Genomic DNA, 15,914 nt, shown 5'->3' on the forward strand with positions numbered 1-15,914 from the left:
GCACAACCTCGCCCTCGCCGGATAGGCGAGCGGGCCGCACAGCGAACGGCCACGTCCACACCGACTCGAAGATCATTTACGGGACAGTCCTTAGGCGAGCGAGATTTCGCCGTCCGGGGCCACCGTGATCTTCTTCTCCTCCAGGCCGCGCGTCGCCGGACCGTGGGCCACCGCACCGTCCCCGACCCGGAACCTGCTGCCGTGGCACGGGCAGTCGATCGTGCCGTCCGCGACCTTGTTCACCAGGCACCCCTGGTGCGGGCACACCGCGGTGAAACAGCGGAAGGACCCGGCCGTCGGCTGGGTCACCACCAGCTTCGCCTCCTTGAGCACCGTGCCGCCGCCCACCGGCACCTTCGAGGCCTCCACGAGAGCCTTCGCGGCCTGCGGCGGGGCGGACGCCGCCGGCGAGGAGGCCGCCGACGCGGCGGCCGAGGGCTGGGCGGGCGGCGCGGACGGGCCCGCCGGTTCGGTGGCGGACTTCTCCGCCCCGCCTCCGCAGGCGGCGAGCGTGCCGCCGGCCAGAGCGGCCGCTCCGGCCGCGAGTACCGTGCGCCGGGCGGTCTGTGACTCAGTCATGGGAGCTCCGTGGTTCGGTCGGTGGCGGGGGCGGCGAGCAGCATCCTGGCGCGCGACGGACTCCGGCAGAAGCCCGCCACTCCGGTTCACCCGCCCCGGCGCCAGGGGGTCAGCTCCGCCGGGCCGCCGCCGGGCGTGCGTACGACCTCCCACACGCGCAGCACGGCGTCCCGGTTCAACGGCCCGTGGACGTGCGGGTACGGGTCCTGCGGGCCGCCCGTGCGGCGGACCTCCGACGTCAGGGCCGCCTCGTCGAGCTCCACGGCGAGCAGGGGGCCGGGCACCTCCCGGTAGTGGGACCCCACGACGGCCAGGACGGTCGGGCGGTCCGCCGAGCAGTGGACGAACCCCTCGGAGGCGAGCGAGGGCGGGGCGTAGGGGAGCCCGGGGGCGGCGTTCCAGTCCGCGAGCGGGACGATGTGGAAGATCATGCGGTCGTTCTACCGGAGGCGGGCCCCGCAGGCGCACCGGGCGGCGGGTCGTGTCGGCCCCGCCGTCCACAGGGCGGACCGCGGGGGACCGGGGGCGTGTCCGCTGGCTACCCTGAGTCAGGACCAGCCGTCAGCGATCACCTTGGAGCGACCCGTGAGAACCGCCGCCGTCATCGGAACCGGACTGATCGGCACCTCCGCGGCGCTCGCCCTGACCGCCCGCGGGATCGCCGTCCACCTCATCGACCACGACCCGGCGCAGGCCCGGACCGCCGCCGCCCTCGGCGCAGGCACCGACGACGCCCCCGAGGGCCAGGTCGACCTCGCGATCGTGGCCGTGCCGCCCGCCCACGTGGCCGCCGCGCTGGCCGACGCCATCGGGCGCGGGCTGGCCCGGGCCTACGTGGACGTGGCCAGCGTCAAGGGCGGACCGCGCCGCGAGCTCGCCGCCCTGGGCGCCGACACCTCCGCCTACATCGGCACCCACCCCATGGCCGGCAAGGAGCGCTCCGGCCCCCTGGCCGCGACGGCCGACCTGTTCGAGGGCCGCCCCTGGGTGCTGACCCCGACCCGCGACACCGACCACGAGGTGCTGAACCTGGCGCTGGAGCTCGTCGCCCTGTGCCGGGCCGTCCCCGTGGTGATGGACGCCGACGCCCACGACCGGGCGGTCGCGCTCGTCTCCCACACCCCGCAGCTCGTCTCCAGCATGGTCGCCGCCCGTCTGGAGGAGGCGGACGAGACGGCGGTCCGGCTGTGCGGGCAGGGGATTCGCGACGTGACCCGGATCGCGGCCTCCGACCCCCGGATGTGGGTGGAGATCCTCTCCGCCAACCCGGGTCCGGTCGCCGACGTCCTGGCCGGCATCGCCGCCGACCTGGAGGAGACGGTGGAGGCGCTGCGCGGCCTCCAGTCCGCCGACGAGGCCAAGCGCCGGGGCGGGGCCGCCGGCATCGAGGACGTCCTCAAGCGGGGCAACGCCGGACGGGTGCGGGTCCCCGGCAAGCACGGCGCGGCGCCCACCGCCTACGAGACGGTCGGGGTGTTCATCAGCGACAAGCCCGGCGAGCTGGCACGGATCTTCGCCGACGCCGGCCGGGCCGGGGTCAACATCGAGGACGTGCGGATCGAGCACGCGACCGGCCAGCAGGCGGGCCTGGTCCAGCTCATGGTCGAGCCGCGGGCCGTCGCCGCCCTGACCACCGAGCTCCGCGAACGCGGCTGGGCCCTGCGCCAGCAGTAGGAGCCCGGGCGGGGACGCGGCCCCTCGCGCCGGGGTCCCCGCCTGCGCGGGGCCCGGCACCCGGCCCCCGCGGCCTGGCCCCGTCGGGCCGCCGCCCCGCCTCCGTGGGCCCGGCACCCGGCGCCCGTGGACGCCCCGTCGGGCCGCCGCCCGGCCTCCGCGGGCCCTGCGGACGCCCGCGGCGGCCCGGGCCGGAGCCCGGCTGTGCGGCCCCCGCCGACCGCCCGGGACCGGCGGGTGCGCGGGGCCGGTAACCTGGGGAGGGGCGCTATTGGCGCGCCCGGACTCGTCCGCGCAACCAGGAAGGTGCCCGCACCGTGGAATCCGTAGCTCCGTCCGCCGTGATCGTCGCCATCGACGGTCCCTCCGGCACGGGCAAGTCCAGCACCTCCAAGGCCGTGGCCGCCAAGCTCGGGCTGCGCTACCTGGACACCGGTGCCCAGTACCGGGCCATCACCTGGTGGATGATCACCAACGGCATCGACACCGACGACCCGCAGGCGATCGCGCTCGCCGCCGGAAAGCCGGCCATCGTCTCCGGGACGGACCCCTCCGCGCCCACCATCACCGTGGACGGCCTGGACGCCTCCGGCCCGATCCGCACCCAGGAGGTCACCTCCAAGGTCAGCGCCGTCAGCGCCGTCCCCGAGGTGCGCACCCTGATCACCGACCTCCAGCGCTCCATCGCCGCCGAGGCGGCCGCGCAGGCCGACGGGATCGTGGTCGAGGGCCGGGACATCGGCACCACCGTCCTGCCCGACGCCGACCTCAAGGTCTTCCTGACGGCCTCCGCCGAGGCCCGCGCCGCCCGCCGCAGCGGCGAACTGCGCGGCAAGGAGGCCACCGACCTTGCCGCGACCAAGGAAGCCCTGATCAAGCGGGACGCCGCCGACTCCGGCCGCAAGACCTCCCCGCTGGCCAAGGCCGGCGACGCCGTCGAGGTGGACACCACCGACCTCACCCTCGACCAGGTCATCGAGTGCGTCGTGACCCTGGTGGAAGAGCGGCGGAGCAGGTGAGCGATACGCCCTCCCTCAAGGGTGCGGCGGTCGGCAGACGCATCGGGATCGGGCTCATGTACGGGCTCTGGAAGCCGCGCGTGCTGGGTGCCTGGAAGGTACCCGCCACCGGCCCCGTCATCCTGGCCGTGAACCACTCCCACAACCTCGACGGCCCGCTGGTCATGGGCACCGCGCCCCGGCCGCTGCACTTCCTGATCAAGAAGGAGGCGTTCGTCGGGCCCCTCGGTCCCTTCCTGGAGGGGATCGGGCAGGTGAAGGTGGACCGTGCCGGCACCGACCGGACCGCCGTCAGCCGCGCCCTGGACGTCCTCGGCGAAGGCGGCGCCCTGGGGATATTCCCCGAGGGCACCCGCGGCGACGGAGACTTCGCGTCCCTGCGTGCCGGGCTCGCCTACTTCGCGGTCCGCGGCGGCGCGCCCATCGTGCCGGTCGCCGTCCTGGGCAGCACCGACGCCAAGGGCCGGCTCGTCAAGGGCCTGCCGCCGCTGCGCAGCCGTGTCGACGTCGTCTTCGGCTCCGCCTTCGAGGCCGGGGACGGCACGGGCCGCCGCACCCGGACCGCGCTGGACGCGGCCACCGTACGCATCCAGGACCGGCTGACCGCCCACCTGGCCGACGCCAAGCGCCTCACCGGCCGCTGAGCGAGACTTGAACCCAGTAGTGGCGCCCGCCGCGCGGGTACCACCGATCACCACGAACGACGAGGAACGGACTTCATGAACGACCAGCACGACCACGGAGCACTTGGCGACGCCGAGTACGCGGAGTTCATGGAGCTCGCCGCGGAGGAAGGCTTCGACCTGGACGAGGTCGAGGACGCCATCGGCGAGGCCGGCCACGGACCGCTCCCCGTACTCGCGGTCGTCGGCCGCCCGAACGTCGGCAAGTCGACCCTGGTCAACCGCATCATCGGCCGCCGCGAGGCCGTTGTCGAGGACAAGCCCGGCGTCACCCGCGACCGCGTCACCTACGAGGCCGAGTGGGCGGGCCGCCGCTTCAAGGTCGTCGACACCGGCGGCTGGGAGCAGGACGTCCTCGGTATCGACGCGTCCGTCGCCGCCCAGGCCGAGTACGCCATCGAGACCGCCGACGCCGTCGTGTTCGTCGTGGACGCCAAGGTCGGCGCCACCGACAGCGACGAGGCCGTCGTCAAGCTGCTGCGCCGGGCCGGCAAGCCCGTCGTGCTGTGCGCCAACAAGGTCGACGGCCAGAGCGGCGAGGCCGACGCGGCCTACCTGTGGTCCCTCGGCCTGGGCCAGCCGTACCCGGTCTCCTCGCTGCACGGCCGCGGCACGGGCGACATGCTCGACGCCGTCCTGGAGGTCCTGCCGGAGGCCCCCGAGCAGACCTTCGGCGGCGCCCCGATCGGCGGCCCGCGCCGCATCGCCCTGATCGGCCGCCCGAACGTCGGCAAGTCCTCGCTGCTGAACAAGGTCGCCCGCGAGGACCGCGTCGTCGTCAACGAGCTGGCCGGCACCACCCGCGACCCGGTCGACGAGCTGATCGAGCTCGGCGGGGTCACCTGGAAGTTCGTCGACACGGCGGGCATCCGCAAGAAGGTCCACCTCCAGCAGGGCGCCGACTACTACGCCTCGCTGCGCACGGCCGCCGCCGTCGAGAAGGCGGAGGTGGCGGTCATCCTGATCGACACCACCGAGAGCATCAGCGTCCAGGACCAGCGCATCATCACCATGGCCGTCGAGGCCGGCCGCGCGATCGTGATCGCGTACAACAAGTGGGACGAGCTGGACGAGGAGCGCCGCTACTACCTCGAGCGCGAGATCGAGACCGAGATGCAGCAGGTCTCCTGGGCGCCCCGGGTCAACGTCTCCGCGAAGACCGGCCGCCACATGGAGAAGCTGGTCCCGGCGATCGAGACCGCCCTCGCGGGCTGGGAGACGCGCGTCCCGACGGGCCGCCTCAACGCCTTCCTCGGCGAGATCGTCGCCGCGCACCCGCACCCGATCCGCGGCGGCAAGCAGCCCCGCATCCTGTTCGGTACCCAGGCGGGCAGCAAGCCGCCGCGGTTCGTCCTCTTCGCCTCCGGCTTCCTGGAGCACGGCTACCGGCGCTTCATCGAGCGCCGCCTGCGCGAGGAGTTCGGCTTCGAGGGCACCCCGCTGCACATCTCGGTGCGGGTGCGCGAGAAGCGCGGCGCCCAGTACAAGAAGAAGAAGTAGCGGCAGCGCGCCGGGGTCAGTAGCCCCGGCGCGGAGCGGGCGGCAGGGCCGCCGGGATGTGCTGCATCCCGGTGTGGTGCTGCCGCCCGTCGCCGTATCCGGGTCCGGTCGCGGTGCCGGACGCGGTGGCGCCGGCGTGGGCGTACAGCGGCTGGGTGACGACCGGCGCATGGGGGTACGCGGGCTGCCAGGGGTCGGCCCGCTGCCATGCGGAACCGTTCCACCCGGCGGTGTACGGGCCGCTGCCGTAGGAGACGCCGGAGGAACCGGTGTAGGAGCCGCCGTACGCGTACCCGTGGGAGGACCCGTACGAGAAGGCGGTGAAGCCGAGGTCCTCCTCGCCGGACCGGTCGCCCGGCAGGGCCCGGAAGGAGCGCAGGTACTCCGAGTACAGGGCGTCGAAGATCGGGGTGTGCGAGGCGGCCGGAGCGTGGTCCCGGTCCAGTGCGGGGCGCATCGGGGGGACGCTGCTCGGGTGGGACGGGGCGCGGGAGGGGTCGTATGCATGCACGTATCAGCCAACGAAACCGTGGCCCTGCGGATGCGGGGTGACGGGGCGTAAAACGCAGATCGCCGGGGGTGCGCGGGACGGACCGCGCACCCCCGGCGCATGCCACCCGGTCCCTTTCGCGGGGAGGACGGGCGGCCGTTTCCGGCGGGGAGGAGAGGAGAAGGGAGAGGGCGGGCTCAGGCGCCGGGGGCACCCGCGAGGGGCATGGAGGCCGCGACGAGCTTGCCGTTGCTCGCGGCCTTGTCCAGGGCGTCGCGGAGCAGGTCCTCGCGCGGCTGCTGGCCGATGGAGCCGACCGGGGCGGCGTAGACCAGGACCCGCTGCGTCTTGTTGACCGCGGCCCGCCAGCCGTCGGTGACGGACAGCGCCTGGTGCGCCTGCCACCAGGAGGCCTGGGGGCCGCCGCCCGCGCCGGGCTGGAGCACGGCGTGCAGCTGGCCGCCGGCGAGCAGGACCGACCAGCCCTCCAGGGCGGACGGCACCTGGTTGGTGTCGGTGACGGGGATGAAGCCCTGCTCGATGAGGAGCGGCAGGAAGTCGTCGCCGGGGCCGGTGGTGCCGGGGCGGGCGATCGGCGCGGTCGGCTCGACGACCAGCGCGGGGTGGAGTTCGCCGTTGATCAGGATCAGGCCGCTGGTGATGCCGAGGACGGCCTGGCCGCCGGGGACGCTCTGCGGGACCTCGCCGGCGGGGGCCGCCTGCTCCGGGGCGGGACTGTCACCGGTGATGCTGCGGACCGCGCCCTGGAGCTCGGCCTCGGAGACCGTGACCACCTGGGAGGGGATGCAGCCGGCGTGGGCGAAGGCGAGGACGGCCGTCTCCTCGCCCACGAAAAGCACGGTGCTCGTCGGGTCGGTCTCGGGGTCGCCGGGGGTGCGGCAGGAGGTGCAGTCGTAACTGCCCGGGGCGTCGTCGCCGGTGAGCAGCCTGTCGGCTTCTTCGTCACCGATCTCGGCACGTACCTCAAGACTGACGTCGAGCATGCGCGGCACGGGGTGGCTCCTCATTCGTGCGGAGGCCGGGGGGTTCCCGGCTCGCCGGGATCAACGCCCGAGGCTCGGCCGGGGTCACGCCGTCCGAGGGAACGGAATCGAACCGATCACCCGAACGAGTGAACCGCTCGCAGGTGGCTTCGTTTTTGTGGCAACTGTTGCTTGGTTGTGTGCAGTTGATGGCCGGTGCTGGCTGTTTGGGCGGGGTGCGGCGGTCGGCCGTCCGGGTGGGGCGCGGGGGTCCGCCGCGTGGCGGGCCGGACGGAGGGCGGGGGCTGCGTAGCGTGGCGCGGTGCCCGATGTCCGTCTCCGGCGGGCCGCGCTCGCGGTCTGCGCCGCGCTGGTGCTCGTACTCCCGTGGGGCGCCGGCGCGGTCGCGGCGCCGCCCCCGCCCGCCCCCGGGCCGGCGGGGGCCGCGCATCCCGGTTCGCCGGGCGTCATCGGGCACGGTCCGGGGGACTGCGGGCCGGGCGGGGAGTGGCCGTGGGACTGTGTCGCCGACTGCGAGAGCAGCGGGCGCTGGTCGGTGAACACGGGCAACGGCTTCTACGGGGGCCTGCAGTTCTGGCAGCCGACGTGGGTGGAGCACGGGGGGCTCGCGTACGCGGCGCGGGCCGACCTGGCGACGCGGGAGCAGCAGATCCGCGTCGCGGAGGACGTTCTCGGGTCGCAGGGGTGGGAGGCGTGGCCGGTGTGCGCGAAACGGTACGGGCTGGCCGGGCGGATGCACGTGGTGCGGGGCGGGGACACGCTGGAGGGGATCGCGCGGCGGTACCGCGTCGCGGGGGGCTGGCGGGCCCTGTACGAGGCGAACCGCACCGTGATCGGCCCGGACCCGTCCGCCCTGCGCCTCGGCCTCCTCCTCACCCTGCCCGCACCCACGGACCCGACCCCGACGACCCCACCCACGGACCCGACCCCGACGACCCCACCCACAGGTCCGACCCCGACCCCGGCCCCGGCGGCCCCGGCCCCCGTGCCCCCGCCTCCGGCGGCGCAGGCTCCTCGGCCCTCGACGAGTCCGGCTCCGGCGGGCCCGACCCTGGCGCCCCCGCGACCGGCGGTCCCGGTTCCGGCCGGTCGGCCGACGGCGGGGCCGGGCCGGTCCCCGTCCCCGTCCGGGCCGGGGTCGGTCCGGGTGCCCTGAGCCCCGCGGGGGTGGGGCCGCTGCGCGGAGCAGTCCCCTACCCGCCCTTCCACCGTTCCCAGGGGCTCCGCCCCGGACCCCGCACGTGCGCTCCCGCGCCCGTCGCCTTCGGAGGGGCTTCGGTCGTGCGCGCCGCGCGGCACGGCGCTCCGCGCCCGCGCCTCAAGCGCCGGCGGGGCTATGAACAGCCCCGGCCGGGGGAGGGACCCCGCCCGACCCCCGGCGGACGGAGTCCGTCGCAGCGGCGCGAAGCCCGGGAGGCCCGCCAGAGCCGAGCGGTGCGAGCGCCGCGTCGAGGAGGCAGGGCACACTGGGCCGATGCTCGGGACCTCCGCACGGCTGCTGCGCCTCCTCTCCCTCCTCCAGGCCCACCGCGAGTGGACCGGCGCCGACCTGGCCGAGCGGCTCGGGGTCACGCCCCGGACCGTCCGGCGGGACGTCGACCGGCTGCGGGAGCTCGGGTACCCCGTCAACGCCAGCCCCGGCACCGGCGGCGGCTACCAGCTCGGCGCGGGCGCCGAGCTGCCGCCGCTGCTGCTCGACGACGACGAGGCCGTCGCCGTCGCCGTCGGGCTGCGCACCGCCGCCGGGAACGGGGTCGAGGGGATCGGGGAGGCCTCGGTGCGGGCGCTCGCCAAGCTGGAGCAGGTGCTGCCGGGCCGGCTGCGCGGACGGGTCTCCGCGCTCAACGAGTTCACCGTGCCCATGCTCCGCGGGCCCGGCCGTGACAGCGTCGACCCCGCCGTGCTCACCGAGCTCGCCGCCGTGTGCCGGGACGGCGAGCGGCTGCGCTTCGGGTACCGGGACCACGGCGGGGCGGTCAGCCGCCGGACGGTCGAGCCGCACCGGCTCGTGTGCACCGAGCGCCGCTGGTACCTCGTCGCCTGGGACCTCGACCGCGAGGACTGGCGGACCTTCCGCGCCGACCGGATCGAGCCCCGCCCGCCGCACGGCCCGCGCTTCACCCCGCGTCCGGCCCCGGCCGAGGACCTCGCCGCGTACGTCTCCGAGGGGATCTCGCGGCGCGCGTACGCCGCCCGGGCGGTGGTGCGGCTGAAGGTTCCGGCCGAGGTGGCGGCCCGGGTCGTCGGCCCCGCGGACGGGGTGCTGGAGCCGCTCGGCGCGGACGCCTGCCTGCTGCGCACGGGGGCGGTGAACCTCGATGTTCTGGTGATTCACATCATGCTGCTCGGGTGTGAGTTCGAGGTGGTGGAGCCCTCGGAGCTGGGCGATCGGATCCGGGCGCTGCGGGACCTTCTCGGCCGTGCGCTGGAGAGCGCGGGAGAGAAGGGGAATTCGGTTCGGGGGGATTTGAATTCCGTCGCGGGAATGGGTGATTCGGCGGTTGCGGCTGTCGACAACCCGTGACACAAGCGTGACCCGGTACGGAGGAACGTCCGGGCGCGTTGCTGACGGGCCGGACATATGAACGGCGGCCCGGTTCGTCGAACCGGGCCGCCGTCGTGGTGCGGGGTGGGGTGTGCGTACCGCCCCGCGGGGGCCGTCAGCCGCCCGTGGCCGGGCGGGCGCTGCGGGCGGCGGCCCGCTCGGTGTGTGCCGGGCGGCGGCTGCCGGCCGGGGTGACCGGGGTGCGCTCGGAGCGGATCAGGTGGGGCCGTGACACCGGGTGGGCGTGCGGGCCGGGCCGCAGCGCGGGGGAGTGCCCGCCGGCGGCCGTCGGGGCGGCGACGGGCGCCGCCTCGGCCGCGTCGGCCCGCCGGGGCTGCCACTTGCCGCCGGCCGAGAGCAGCGGGGTGAGCGCGGCGGCGACGGGCTCGGAGACCCGGCCGTCCTCCAGTCGGCGGCGCCACTGCTCGCGCAGTTCGAAGACGTACGCCTCGGAGCGGGCGATCAGCGGCTCGAACCAGGGCAGCGCCAGCATGATCAGCAGGCCGGCGGTCCAGCCGAGCAGGACGTCGCTCACCCAGTGGGTGCCGAGGTAGACGGTGGTCGCGCCGACGCTGAGCGAGAGCACGCCGGAGAGGATCGACAGCACCCGCCGGGTGACCGTGGTGGAGGCCAGGTAGGCCAGGATCCCCCAGGTCACGACGGCGTTGGCGGTGTGGCCGGAAGGGAATATATCGCCGCCCGCGAAGAGCTCGGCCGAGCCGATCTGGGTGGCGTAGTGCGGACCGAGCCGGCCGAGGCCGAGCTTCACGGAGCCCACGGTGATGTTCAGCAGCAGCAGGGCCACGCCGAGGGCGATCAGCGGGCGGAGGGTGTGCTGCCGCCAGGAGCGCCAGCCGAGCCAGGCCGCGACCATCACCGCGGTGGGGCCGCGCTGGCCGAGGACGACCAGGTAGTCGAGGAAGGCGTGGATCTGCGGCCACTGCTCGTAGGGCCGGAAGAACATGATCTGCCAGTCCAGGCGGACGAGCCAGGATGTCGTCAGCACGGCCACGACGATCGCCACGTAGAAGGCGAAGGTCGCGGAGAGGAGCACGACGCGGTGCCGGCTCATCTGCGGAGTCTGCAGATGAGCCGGTCGCTCTGGTTCCCGGTCCAGCCGGGCGAACGCCGGCTCCAGACGGGTCAGCAATTGATCGGTACGCACTCAATCGACGTTACCGCGCGGCGAAGCACGGCCCGTGCGAATCGCGCGCTTTGTGATGACCATGTGATGTGGAGTGCGTCTCACGCGGGCCTTAATTCCCGTTATTTCGCCCCCCGTTGGAACTCCCCGGAAACACCTCCCGGAGTGCTGCGCGGCCAATTGTCCGCACGCTTACGGCAGGTTTATCGTGCAGCTCAATTCCTTTGCGCAATCATGGATTGGAATGTTCCGTTCCGTGATCATGCGCAGGTGGCGGACGGGGGTCACGGCGGGCCCGAGCCGTTGAGCCAGAACGCCCCGTAGACCGCCGAGGTGAGGGCGAGCCCCCCGACGACGCCCGCCGCCCGCCCGGGCCGCCCCCGGGCCAGCGCCACCGCCGGCGGCAGCACCAGGGGGAACGCCGGCAGCAGCAGGCGGGGCTTGGAGCCGAAGTACCCCGAGGCGCACAGCGCCAGTGCCACCACGATCCCGCAGTAGACGAGGAGCACGGCCGGCTGGCGGCGGCGCACGCACAGCGCGTACAGCCACAGCACCAGCAGCACGCCCGCGATCAGGCCCACCCCGGCGAGGGCGGCGGACGAGTCCAGCCGCGCTCCGATGAACCGGGCGAACGCCCAGCCCCCGTCGAAGCCGTTGCCCCAGCCCGCCTGCACGTCCAGGTAGCCCGTCAGGCCACCGCCGGTCCGGACCCCGACCCACAGCGCGTACGCCCCCGCCCCCAGCGGGGCCAGCACCGCCCCGGCCGCCATCCGCCACGAGCGCTCCCCGCGCCGCCACGCCAGTGCGGCCGCCACCCACACCGCCGCGACCACCGCCGCCCCGACCGGACGGGTCAGCCCCGCCCCCGCGGCGAGCAGGCCGGCCGTGAGCCAGCGCCCGCGCAGCGCCCCGTACAGGGCCCAGGCGGCCAGGGCGGTGAACAGCGACTCGCTGTACGCCATCGACTGGACGATCCCCACCGGCAGCGCCGCCCACAGCGCCACCGCCAGCACCCCGGCGCGCCGCCCGTACAGGAGGTCCGCGACGGCGAAGACCCCCCACGCGGCGGCGAGCCCCGCGACCGCGGACACCACCAGGCCGGCGGAACCGTAGGAGAGCCCCGTGGGCGCCGCCACCAGCCGCTCCAGCCACGGCAGCAGCGGGAAGAACGCCAGGCTGGAATGGACGGCCCCGCTCGGCAGGACCACCTCGTACCCGTACCCCTGCGCGGCGATGCGGGCGTACCAGAGGGAGTCCCAGCGTGCCGACAGCAGCGTGTGCGGGCTGCTGCCGGCCGCGGCGCACCACACCGCGAGCACGGCCAGCCCCAGCAGCCGCACCGCGGCGAAGGCGGCGAGCGCGGGCGCGGCCCGGCGCGGGCCGGGGCCGGGATCCTTGGGGGGAGCGTCGGAGGCGGGCACAGTTGTCACGTGGACGAGTATCGACGGCGCCGCCACCGGGGACGGAAACAGAACCACGGGCCGTGACCGGGCGTGTACACCGGGGGAGGGGGGAACGGGGCGAGTGGCGCACACCACAGGGGGGCCTTCGCCGGGATGAGAGCTTGGCCACGTGCCGGGCACACGAACTCGCGTACGCTGACCCTTCACTCGCGTGTCGATGCCGGACCCCGTAGGACGCCGCACAGGGCACCACCCCGCGGCGCCACACGACGCTGGTCCGCCGAGTGCGAGGGATCACCTGGGAGGTACATGGATGTCGGGGACGAACACGGCCGGCGACAGGAAGCCCCCCCTGAGACAGCGGATCACCGAGGCCTCCGGCGGCGCCAACCGCTGGGTCGTCCTGGCGGTCCTCTGCGTCAGCCTGGTGCTCGTCGCGCTCGACGCGACGATCCTGCACGTCGCCGTCCCCGCCGTCACCGAGGACCTGCGTCCCGGATCGCAGGAGCTGCTGTGGATCGTGGACGCCTACCCGCTGGTGTGCGCCTCGCTGCTGATCCTCTTCGGCACCCTCGGCGACCGTGTCGGCCGCCGCCGGATCCTGCTCCTCGGCTACACGCTCTTCGGCGCGGCCTCCGCGATCGCGGCCCTCGCCGACAACGCCCAGGTGCTGATCGGCGCCCGGGCCCTGCTCGGCGTCGGCGGGGCGATGATCATGCCCGCCACGCTGTCGATCCTGCGCCAGGTCTTCCCCGACCGGCGGGAGAGGGCCCTGGCCATCGGCATCTGGACCGCCGTCGCCGCGATCGGCGCGGCGAGCGGACCGGTCCTGGGCGGGTTCCTCGTCCAGCACTTCTGGTGGGGCTCCGTCTTCCTCATCAACATCCCCCTCATGGCGCTGATCCTGCCCCTCGGCCGCTGGCTGCTGCCCGAGTCCCGGGGCGCGGCCGACGGTCCGTGGGACGTGCTGGGCGCGCTGATGGCCGCCGCCGGTGTGCTCGGCGTCGTCCTGGGCGTCAAGCGGATCGGCGCCGAACGCCAGCTCGCCGACCTCCAGGCGCTGGTCCCGCTGGTCCTCGGCGCGGTGCTGCTGGTCCTCTTCGTGCGCCGCCAGAAGCGGCGCGAGCACCCGCTGATCGACATGCGGATGTTCTCCCGGGCCGCCTTCTCCACCTCCGTCGGCTGCATCGTGCTCGCCATGCTGGCCCTGGTCGGCCTGGAGCTGATCGCGGTCCAGTACCTCCAGCTGGTGCTGCGCCTGAGCCCGCTGGAGACCGGCCTGCGGCTGCTGCCGCTGACCTTCGCCGCGATGGCCGCCGGGGCCACCGGCTCGTACACCCTCCAGCGGGTCGGCCCGCGGACGATGGTCTCGCTGGGCTTCGTGCTGACCGCCGGCGCGGTGCTGCTGCTGACGCTGATGGGCCAGCACGACCGGCCCGTGCTGCTGACCGCCGGGTTCGTCCTGCTGGGCTTCGGCCTCCAGACCACCCTGTTCGCGGCGTACGAGTCGATGCTCAGCGAGGCCCCGGTGGAGGCCGCCGGCGGAGCCGCCTCCATAGGCGAGACCTCGTACCAGCTGGGCGCGGGCATGGGCATCGCCCTGCTCGGCAGCGTGATGAACGCCGCCTACCGGCCCGGCCTGCTCGGTGTTCCGGGGGTGCCGGCCGAGGACTCGGCGGGCGCCGCGAACTCCCTCGGCGAGGCCTACCAGATCGCCGCCCACCTCGGCGGCACGGCGGGGCAGTCCCTGGCCGCCGCCGCCCGGCACTCCTTCGTGCACGGGCTGCACGTGACCCTGGTGGTCAGCGCCGGCCTGCTGCTGGCGGGCGCGGTGATGGCGCTGAGGCTGCCGCGCACCATGGACGGCGCCGAGCCGGCCGCCTGCGGCCCGGTCGCGCAGGCTCCGGCCCCCGCCGCCGACGCGGGGGCGTCCGTACGCCTCCCCGCCCAGGCCGCGGGGCCCGCCGCTCCGGTCGGGGGTGGACCCGGGGCGGGGTCGGCGACAAACTTGCACCGCTAGGTTTCGCCCCACGCGCCTGCCGGGAGGCCCCTCTTGTCCGCGTCGTCCGTGCCGAAGACCCCCTTCGTCCCCACCGATCCGCTCGGTCTGGACGAACTGCTCAGCCCCGAGGACCTCGCCGTCCGTGACACCGTCCGCGCCTGGGCCGCCGACCGGGTCCTGCCGCACATCGCCCAGTGGTACGAGGCCGGCGAGCTCCCCGGCATCCGCGAGCTGGCCCGTGAGCTCGGCTCCCTCGGTGCCCTGGGCATGTCCCTGACCGGCTACGGATGCGCGGGCGCGAGCGCCGTCCAGTACGGCCTGGCCTGCCTGGAGCTGGAGGCCGCCGACTCCGGGATCCGCTCGCTGGTCTCCGTCCAGGGCTCCCTCGCCATGTACGCGATCTGGAAGTACGGCTCCGAGGAGCAGAAGCGGCGCTGGCTGCCGGGGATGGCCGCCGGCGAGCTGATCGGCTGCTTCGCGCTGACCGAGCCGGACGTCGGCTCCGACCCGGCCGCGATGCGCACCCACGCCAAGCGGGAGGGCTCCGACTGGATCCTGAACGGCCGCAAGATGTGGATCACCAACGGCTCGGTGGCCTCCGTGGCCGTCGTCTGGGCGCAGACGGACGAGGGGATCCGCGGCTTCGCCGTCCCCACCGACAGCGCGGGCTTCTCCGCCCCCGAGATCAAGCACAAGTGGTCGCTGCGCGCGTCGGTGACGAGCGAGCTGGTGCTCGACGACGTGCGGCTGCCCGCGGACGCGGTGCTGCCGGGCGTCACCGGGCTCAAGGGTCCGCTGGGCTGCCTCAGCCACGCGCGGTACGGGATCGTCTGGGGGGCCATGGGCGCGGCGCGCGCCAGTTTCGAGGCCGCGCTCGACTACGCGCGGACGCGCGAGCAGTTCGGCAGGCCCATCGGCGGCTTCCAGCTCACCCAGGCCAAGCTGGCCGACATGGCGCTGGAGCTCCACAAGGGCATCCTGCTCGCCCACCACCTGGGCCGGCGTATGGACGCGGGGACCCTGCGGCCCGAGCAGATCAGCTTCGGCAAGCTCAACAACGTCCGCGAGGCCATCGACATCTGCCGTACCGCGCGGACCGTCCTCGGGGCCAACGGGATCTCCCTGGAGTACCCCGTCATGCGGCACGCCACCAACCTGGAGTCGGTGCTCACCTATGAGGGCACCGTGGAGATGCACCAGCTGGTGCTGGGCAAGGCGCTCACCGGGCTGGACGCTTTCCGCTAGGCCGGCGAGTCCTTGCTCAGCTCTGGTTGAAGAAGTCGCGGGAGCGGCCGCCCGCCTCACCGCTGACGATCTGGGTGTCGGCCGGGGTCAGGAGGAAGACCCTGGTCGCCACCCGCTCGATCGAGCCGCGCAGCCCGAAGGTCAGTCCGGCCGCGAAGTCGACGACGCGCTTGGCGTCGGTCGGGTCCATGGACGACAGGTTCACGATCACCGGGACGCCCTCGCGGAAGAGCTCGCCGATGCCGCGCGCGTCCCGGAACCCGTCCGGGGTCACCGTCGCGATCCGCCGGCCCCGCTCGACCGCGGACTCCGAGGCCACCCGCACCCGGGGGTCGGTGACCCACTGGTCGCCGGGCCCGGAGACCGAGCCCTGCCGGCGGTCCACCGGCTCCGCGTAGTCGTCGTCGTAGTACCGCTCGTCGTCGTTGTCCTCCACGAGACCCAACCAGGCGCTCGCCTTGCGTACCGAACCCATGGACGCCTCCTTTCACCGTGGCCAGTCTGTCTTCTGCTCCGTTGCCCCTATGGTCGTCCATGATGCTGACAACGCGCCAAGTGGATAGCCGCCGCGCAGGGGTTTCGTGACGGGACTGGTGCAGAACATCCGTTGCACCGGTGAGGTTCCC

At 74.4% G+C, this 15,914-nt stretch carries 15 protein-coding genes; 8 read left to right on the plus strand and 7 right to left on the minus strand.

Going from position 1 to position 15,914, the window contains the following annotated elements:
* Positions 1-90: 90 nt before the first annotated feature.
* Together ACFY15_RS30735 and ACFY15_RS30740 are read right to left on the minus strand one after the other, a co-directional pair.
* Positions 91-579 (minus strand): Rieske (2Fe-2S) protein, encoded by a 489-nt coding sequence (locus tag ACFY15_RS30735; protein ID WP_390689912.1) that lies wholly within the window; start codon positions 577-579, stop codon positions 91-93.
* An 86-nt stretch (positions 580-665) separates the two neighbouring features.
* Positions 666-1,010, minus strand: coding sequence for a DUF952 domain-containing protein (locus ACFY15_RS30740; RefSeq protein ID WP_390689913.1), 345 nt, complete (start codon positions 1,008-1,010; stop codon positions 666-668).
* A 154-nt stretch (positions 1,011-1,164) separates the two neighbouring features.
* Between ACFY15_RS30740 and ACFY15_RS30745 the strand changes: the two genes are divergently transcribed.
* The 4 genes from ACFY15_RS30745 to der all read left to right on the plus strand — a co-directional run bounded on the left by ACFY15_RS30745 (position 1,165) and on the right by der (position 5,455).
* Positions 1,165-2,253 (plus strand): prephenate dehydrogenase, encoded by a 1,089-nt coding sequence (locus ACFY15_RS30745; protein ID WP_042817699.1) that lies wholly within the window; start codon positions 1,165-1,167, stop codon positions 2,251-2,253.
* Positions 2,254-2,570: 317 nt separating this feature from the next.
* Entirely contained in the window at positions 2,571-3,272 is a 702-nt protein-coding gene (gene cmk / locus ACFY15_RS30750) for a (d)CMP kinase (RefSeq protein WP_390689914.1), read from the plus strand.
* A 56-nt stretch (positions 3,273-3,328) separates the two neighbouring features.
* Positions 3,329-3,916, plus strand: coding sequence for a lysophospholipid acyltransferase family protein (locus ACFY15_RS30755; RefSeq protein WP_390690002.1), 588 nt, complete (start codon positions 3,329-3,331; stop codon positions 3,914-3,916).
* Positions 3,917-3,991: 75 nt separating this feature from the next.
* The gene (gene der / locus ACFY15_RS30760) at positions 3,992-5,455 is read left to right on the plus strand and encodes a ribosome biogenesis GTPase Der (RefSeq protein ID WP_390689915.1); all 1,464 of its coding nucleotides are present in this window, start codon (positions 3,992-3,994) and stop codon (positions 5,453-5,455) included.
* A 16-nt stretch (positions 5,456-5,471) separates the two neighbouring features.
* Here der and ACFY15_RS30765 read toward each other — a convergent pair whose 3' ends face one another.
* Positions 5,472-5,912, minus strand: a complete 441-nt coding sequence (locus ACFY15_RS30765) for a hypothetical protein (RefSeq protein ID WP_390689916.1) — start codon at positions 5,910-5,912, stop codon at positions 5,472-5,474.
* Between the two features lie 230 nt (positions 5,913-6,142).
* A complete protein-coding gene (locus ACFY15_RS30770; RefSeq protein WP_390689917.1) occupies positions 6,143-6,958 on the minus strand; it encodes a hypothetical protein in 816 nt (271 codons plus the stop codon).
* A gap of 292 nt (positions 6,959-7,250) precedes the next feature.
* Here ACFY15_RS30770 and ACFY15_RS30775 point away from each other — a divergent pair, with 292 nt between their 5' ends.
* Together ACFY15_RS30775 and ACFY15_RS30780 are read left to right on the plus strand one after the other, a co-directional pair.
* Positions 7,251-8,105 carry a transglycosylase family protein gene (locus ACFY15_RS30775; RefSeq protein ID WP_390826455.1) on the plus strand — a complete coding sequence of 285 codons (855 nt, stop codon included), beginning with the start codon at positions 7,251-7,253 and terminating at the stop codon, positions 8,103-8,105.
* 318 nt (positions 8,106-8,423) lie between these two features.
* Positions 8,424-9,473: a helix-turn-helix transcriptional regulator gene (locus tag ACFY15_RS30780; RefSeq protein WP_390689919.1), complete on the plus strand. Its 1,050-nt coding sequence runs from the start codon at positions 8,424-8,426 to the stop codon at positions 9,471-9,473.
* A 136-nt stretch (positions 9,474-9,609) separates the two neighbouring features.
* Here the strand turns inward: ACFY15_RS30780 and ACFY15_RS30785 are convergent, their stop codons facing one another.
* A complete protein-coding gene (locus ACFY15_RS30785; protein ID WP_390689920.1) occupies positions 9,610-10,659 on the minus strand; it encodes a phosphatase PAP2 family protein in 1,050 nt (349 codons plus the stop codon).
* A gap of 263 nt (positions 10,660-10,922) precedes the next feature.
* A complete protein-coding gene (locus ACFY15_RS30790; RefSeq protein ID WP_390826491.1) occupies positions 10,923-12,059 on the minus strand; it encodes a hypothetical protein in 1,137 nt (378 codons plus the stop codon).
* Between the two features lie 295 nt (positions 12,060-12,354).
* On the opposite strand from ACFY15_RS30790, the gene ACFY15_RS30795 reads away from it, so the two are divergent.
* Both ACFY15_RS30795 and ACFY15_RS30800 read left to right on the plus strand, forming a co-directional pair.
* Complete coding sequence (locus ACFY15_RS30795) at positions 12,355-14,061, plus strand: MFS transporter (RefSeq protein WP_390826456.1); 1,707 nt, start codon at positions 12,355-12,357, stop codon at positions 14,059-14,061.
* Between the two features lie 33 nt (positions 14,062-14,094).
* Positions 14,095-15,288, plus strand: coding sequence for an acyl-CoA dehydrogenase family protein (locus ACFY15_RS30800; protein WP_390689923.1), 1,194 nt, complete (start codon positions 14,095-14,097; stop codon positions 15,286-15,288).
* A 16-nt stretch (positions 15,289-15,304) separates the two neighbouring features.
* On the opposite strand, the gene ACFY15_RS30805 is transcribed toward ACFY15_RS30800, so the two are convergent.
* Positions 15,305-15,763 carry a cell division protein SepF gene (locus ACFY15_RS30805; RefSeq protein ID WP_042811153.1) on the minus strand — a complete coding sequence of 153 codons (459 nt, stop codon included), beginning with the start codon at positions 15,761-15,763 and terminating at the stop codon, positions 15,305-15,307.
* Positions 15,764-15,914: the final 151 nt, after the last annotated feature.

It is taken from the genome of Streptomyces sp. NPDC001373 (assembly GCF_042895815.1).
Taxonomy (GTDB): domain Bacteria; phylum Actinomycetota; class Actinomycetes; order Streptomycetales; family Streptomycetaceae; genus Streptomyces.

What these genes read in the sequence shown, in the direction of transcription:
- ACFY15_RS30740 (WP_390689913.1), bottom strand. Translation starts at nt 1,010, where the DNA reads ATGATCTTCCACATCGTCCCGCTCGCGGACTGGAACGCCGCCCCCGGG.
- der (WP_390689915.1), top strand. Translation starts at nt 3,992, where the DNA reads ATGAACGACCAGCACGACCACGGAGCACTTGGCGACGCCGAGTACGCG.
- ACFY15_RS30765 (WP_390689916.1), bottom strand. Translation starts at nt 5,912, where the DNA reads ATGCGCCCCGCACTGGACCGGGACCACGCTCCGGCCGCCTCGCACACC.
- ACFY15_RS30735 (WP_390689912.1), bottom strand. Translation starts at nt 579, where the DNA reads ATGACTGAGTCACAGACCGCCCGGCGCACGGTACTCGCGGCCGGAGCG.
- ACFY15_RS30780 (WP_390689919.1), top strand. Translation starts at nt 8,424, where the DNA reads ATGCTCGGGACCTCCGCACGGCTGCTGCGCCTCCTCTCCCTCCTCCAG.
- ACFY15_RS30795 (WP_390826456.1), top strand. Translation starts at nt 12,355, where the DNA reads ATGTCGGGGACGAACACGGCCGGCGACAGGAAGCCCCCCCTGAGACAG.
- ACFY15_RS30755 (WP_390690002.1), top strand. Translation starts at nt 3,329, where the DNA reads ATGTACGGGCTCTGGAAGCCGCGCGTGCTGGGTGCCTGGAAGGTACCC.
- ACFY15_RS30805 (WP_042811153.1), bottom strand. Translation starts at nt 15,763, where the DNA reads ATGGGTTCGGTACGCAAGGCGAGCGCCTGGTTGGGTCTCGTGGAGGAC.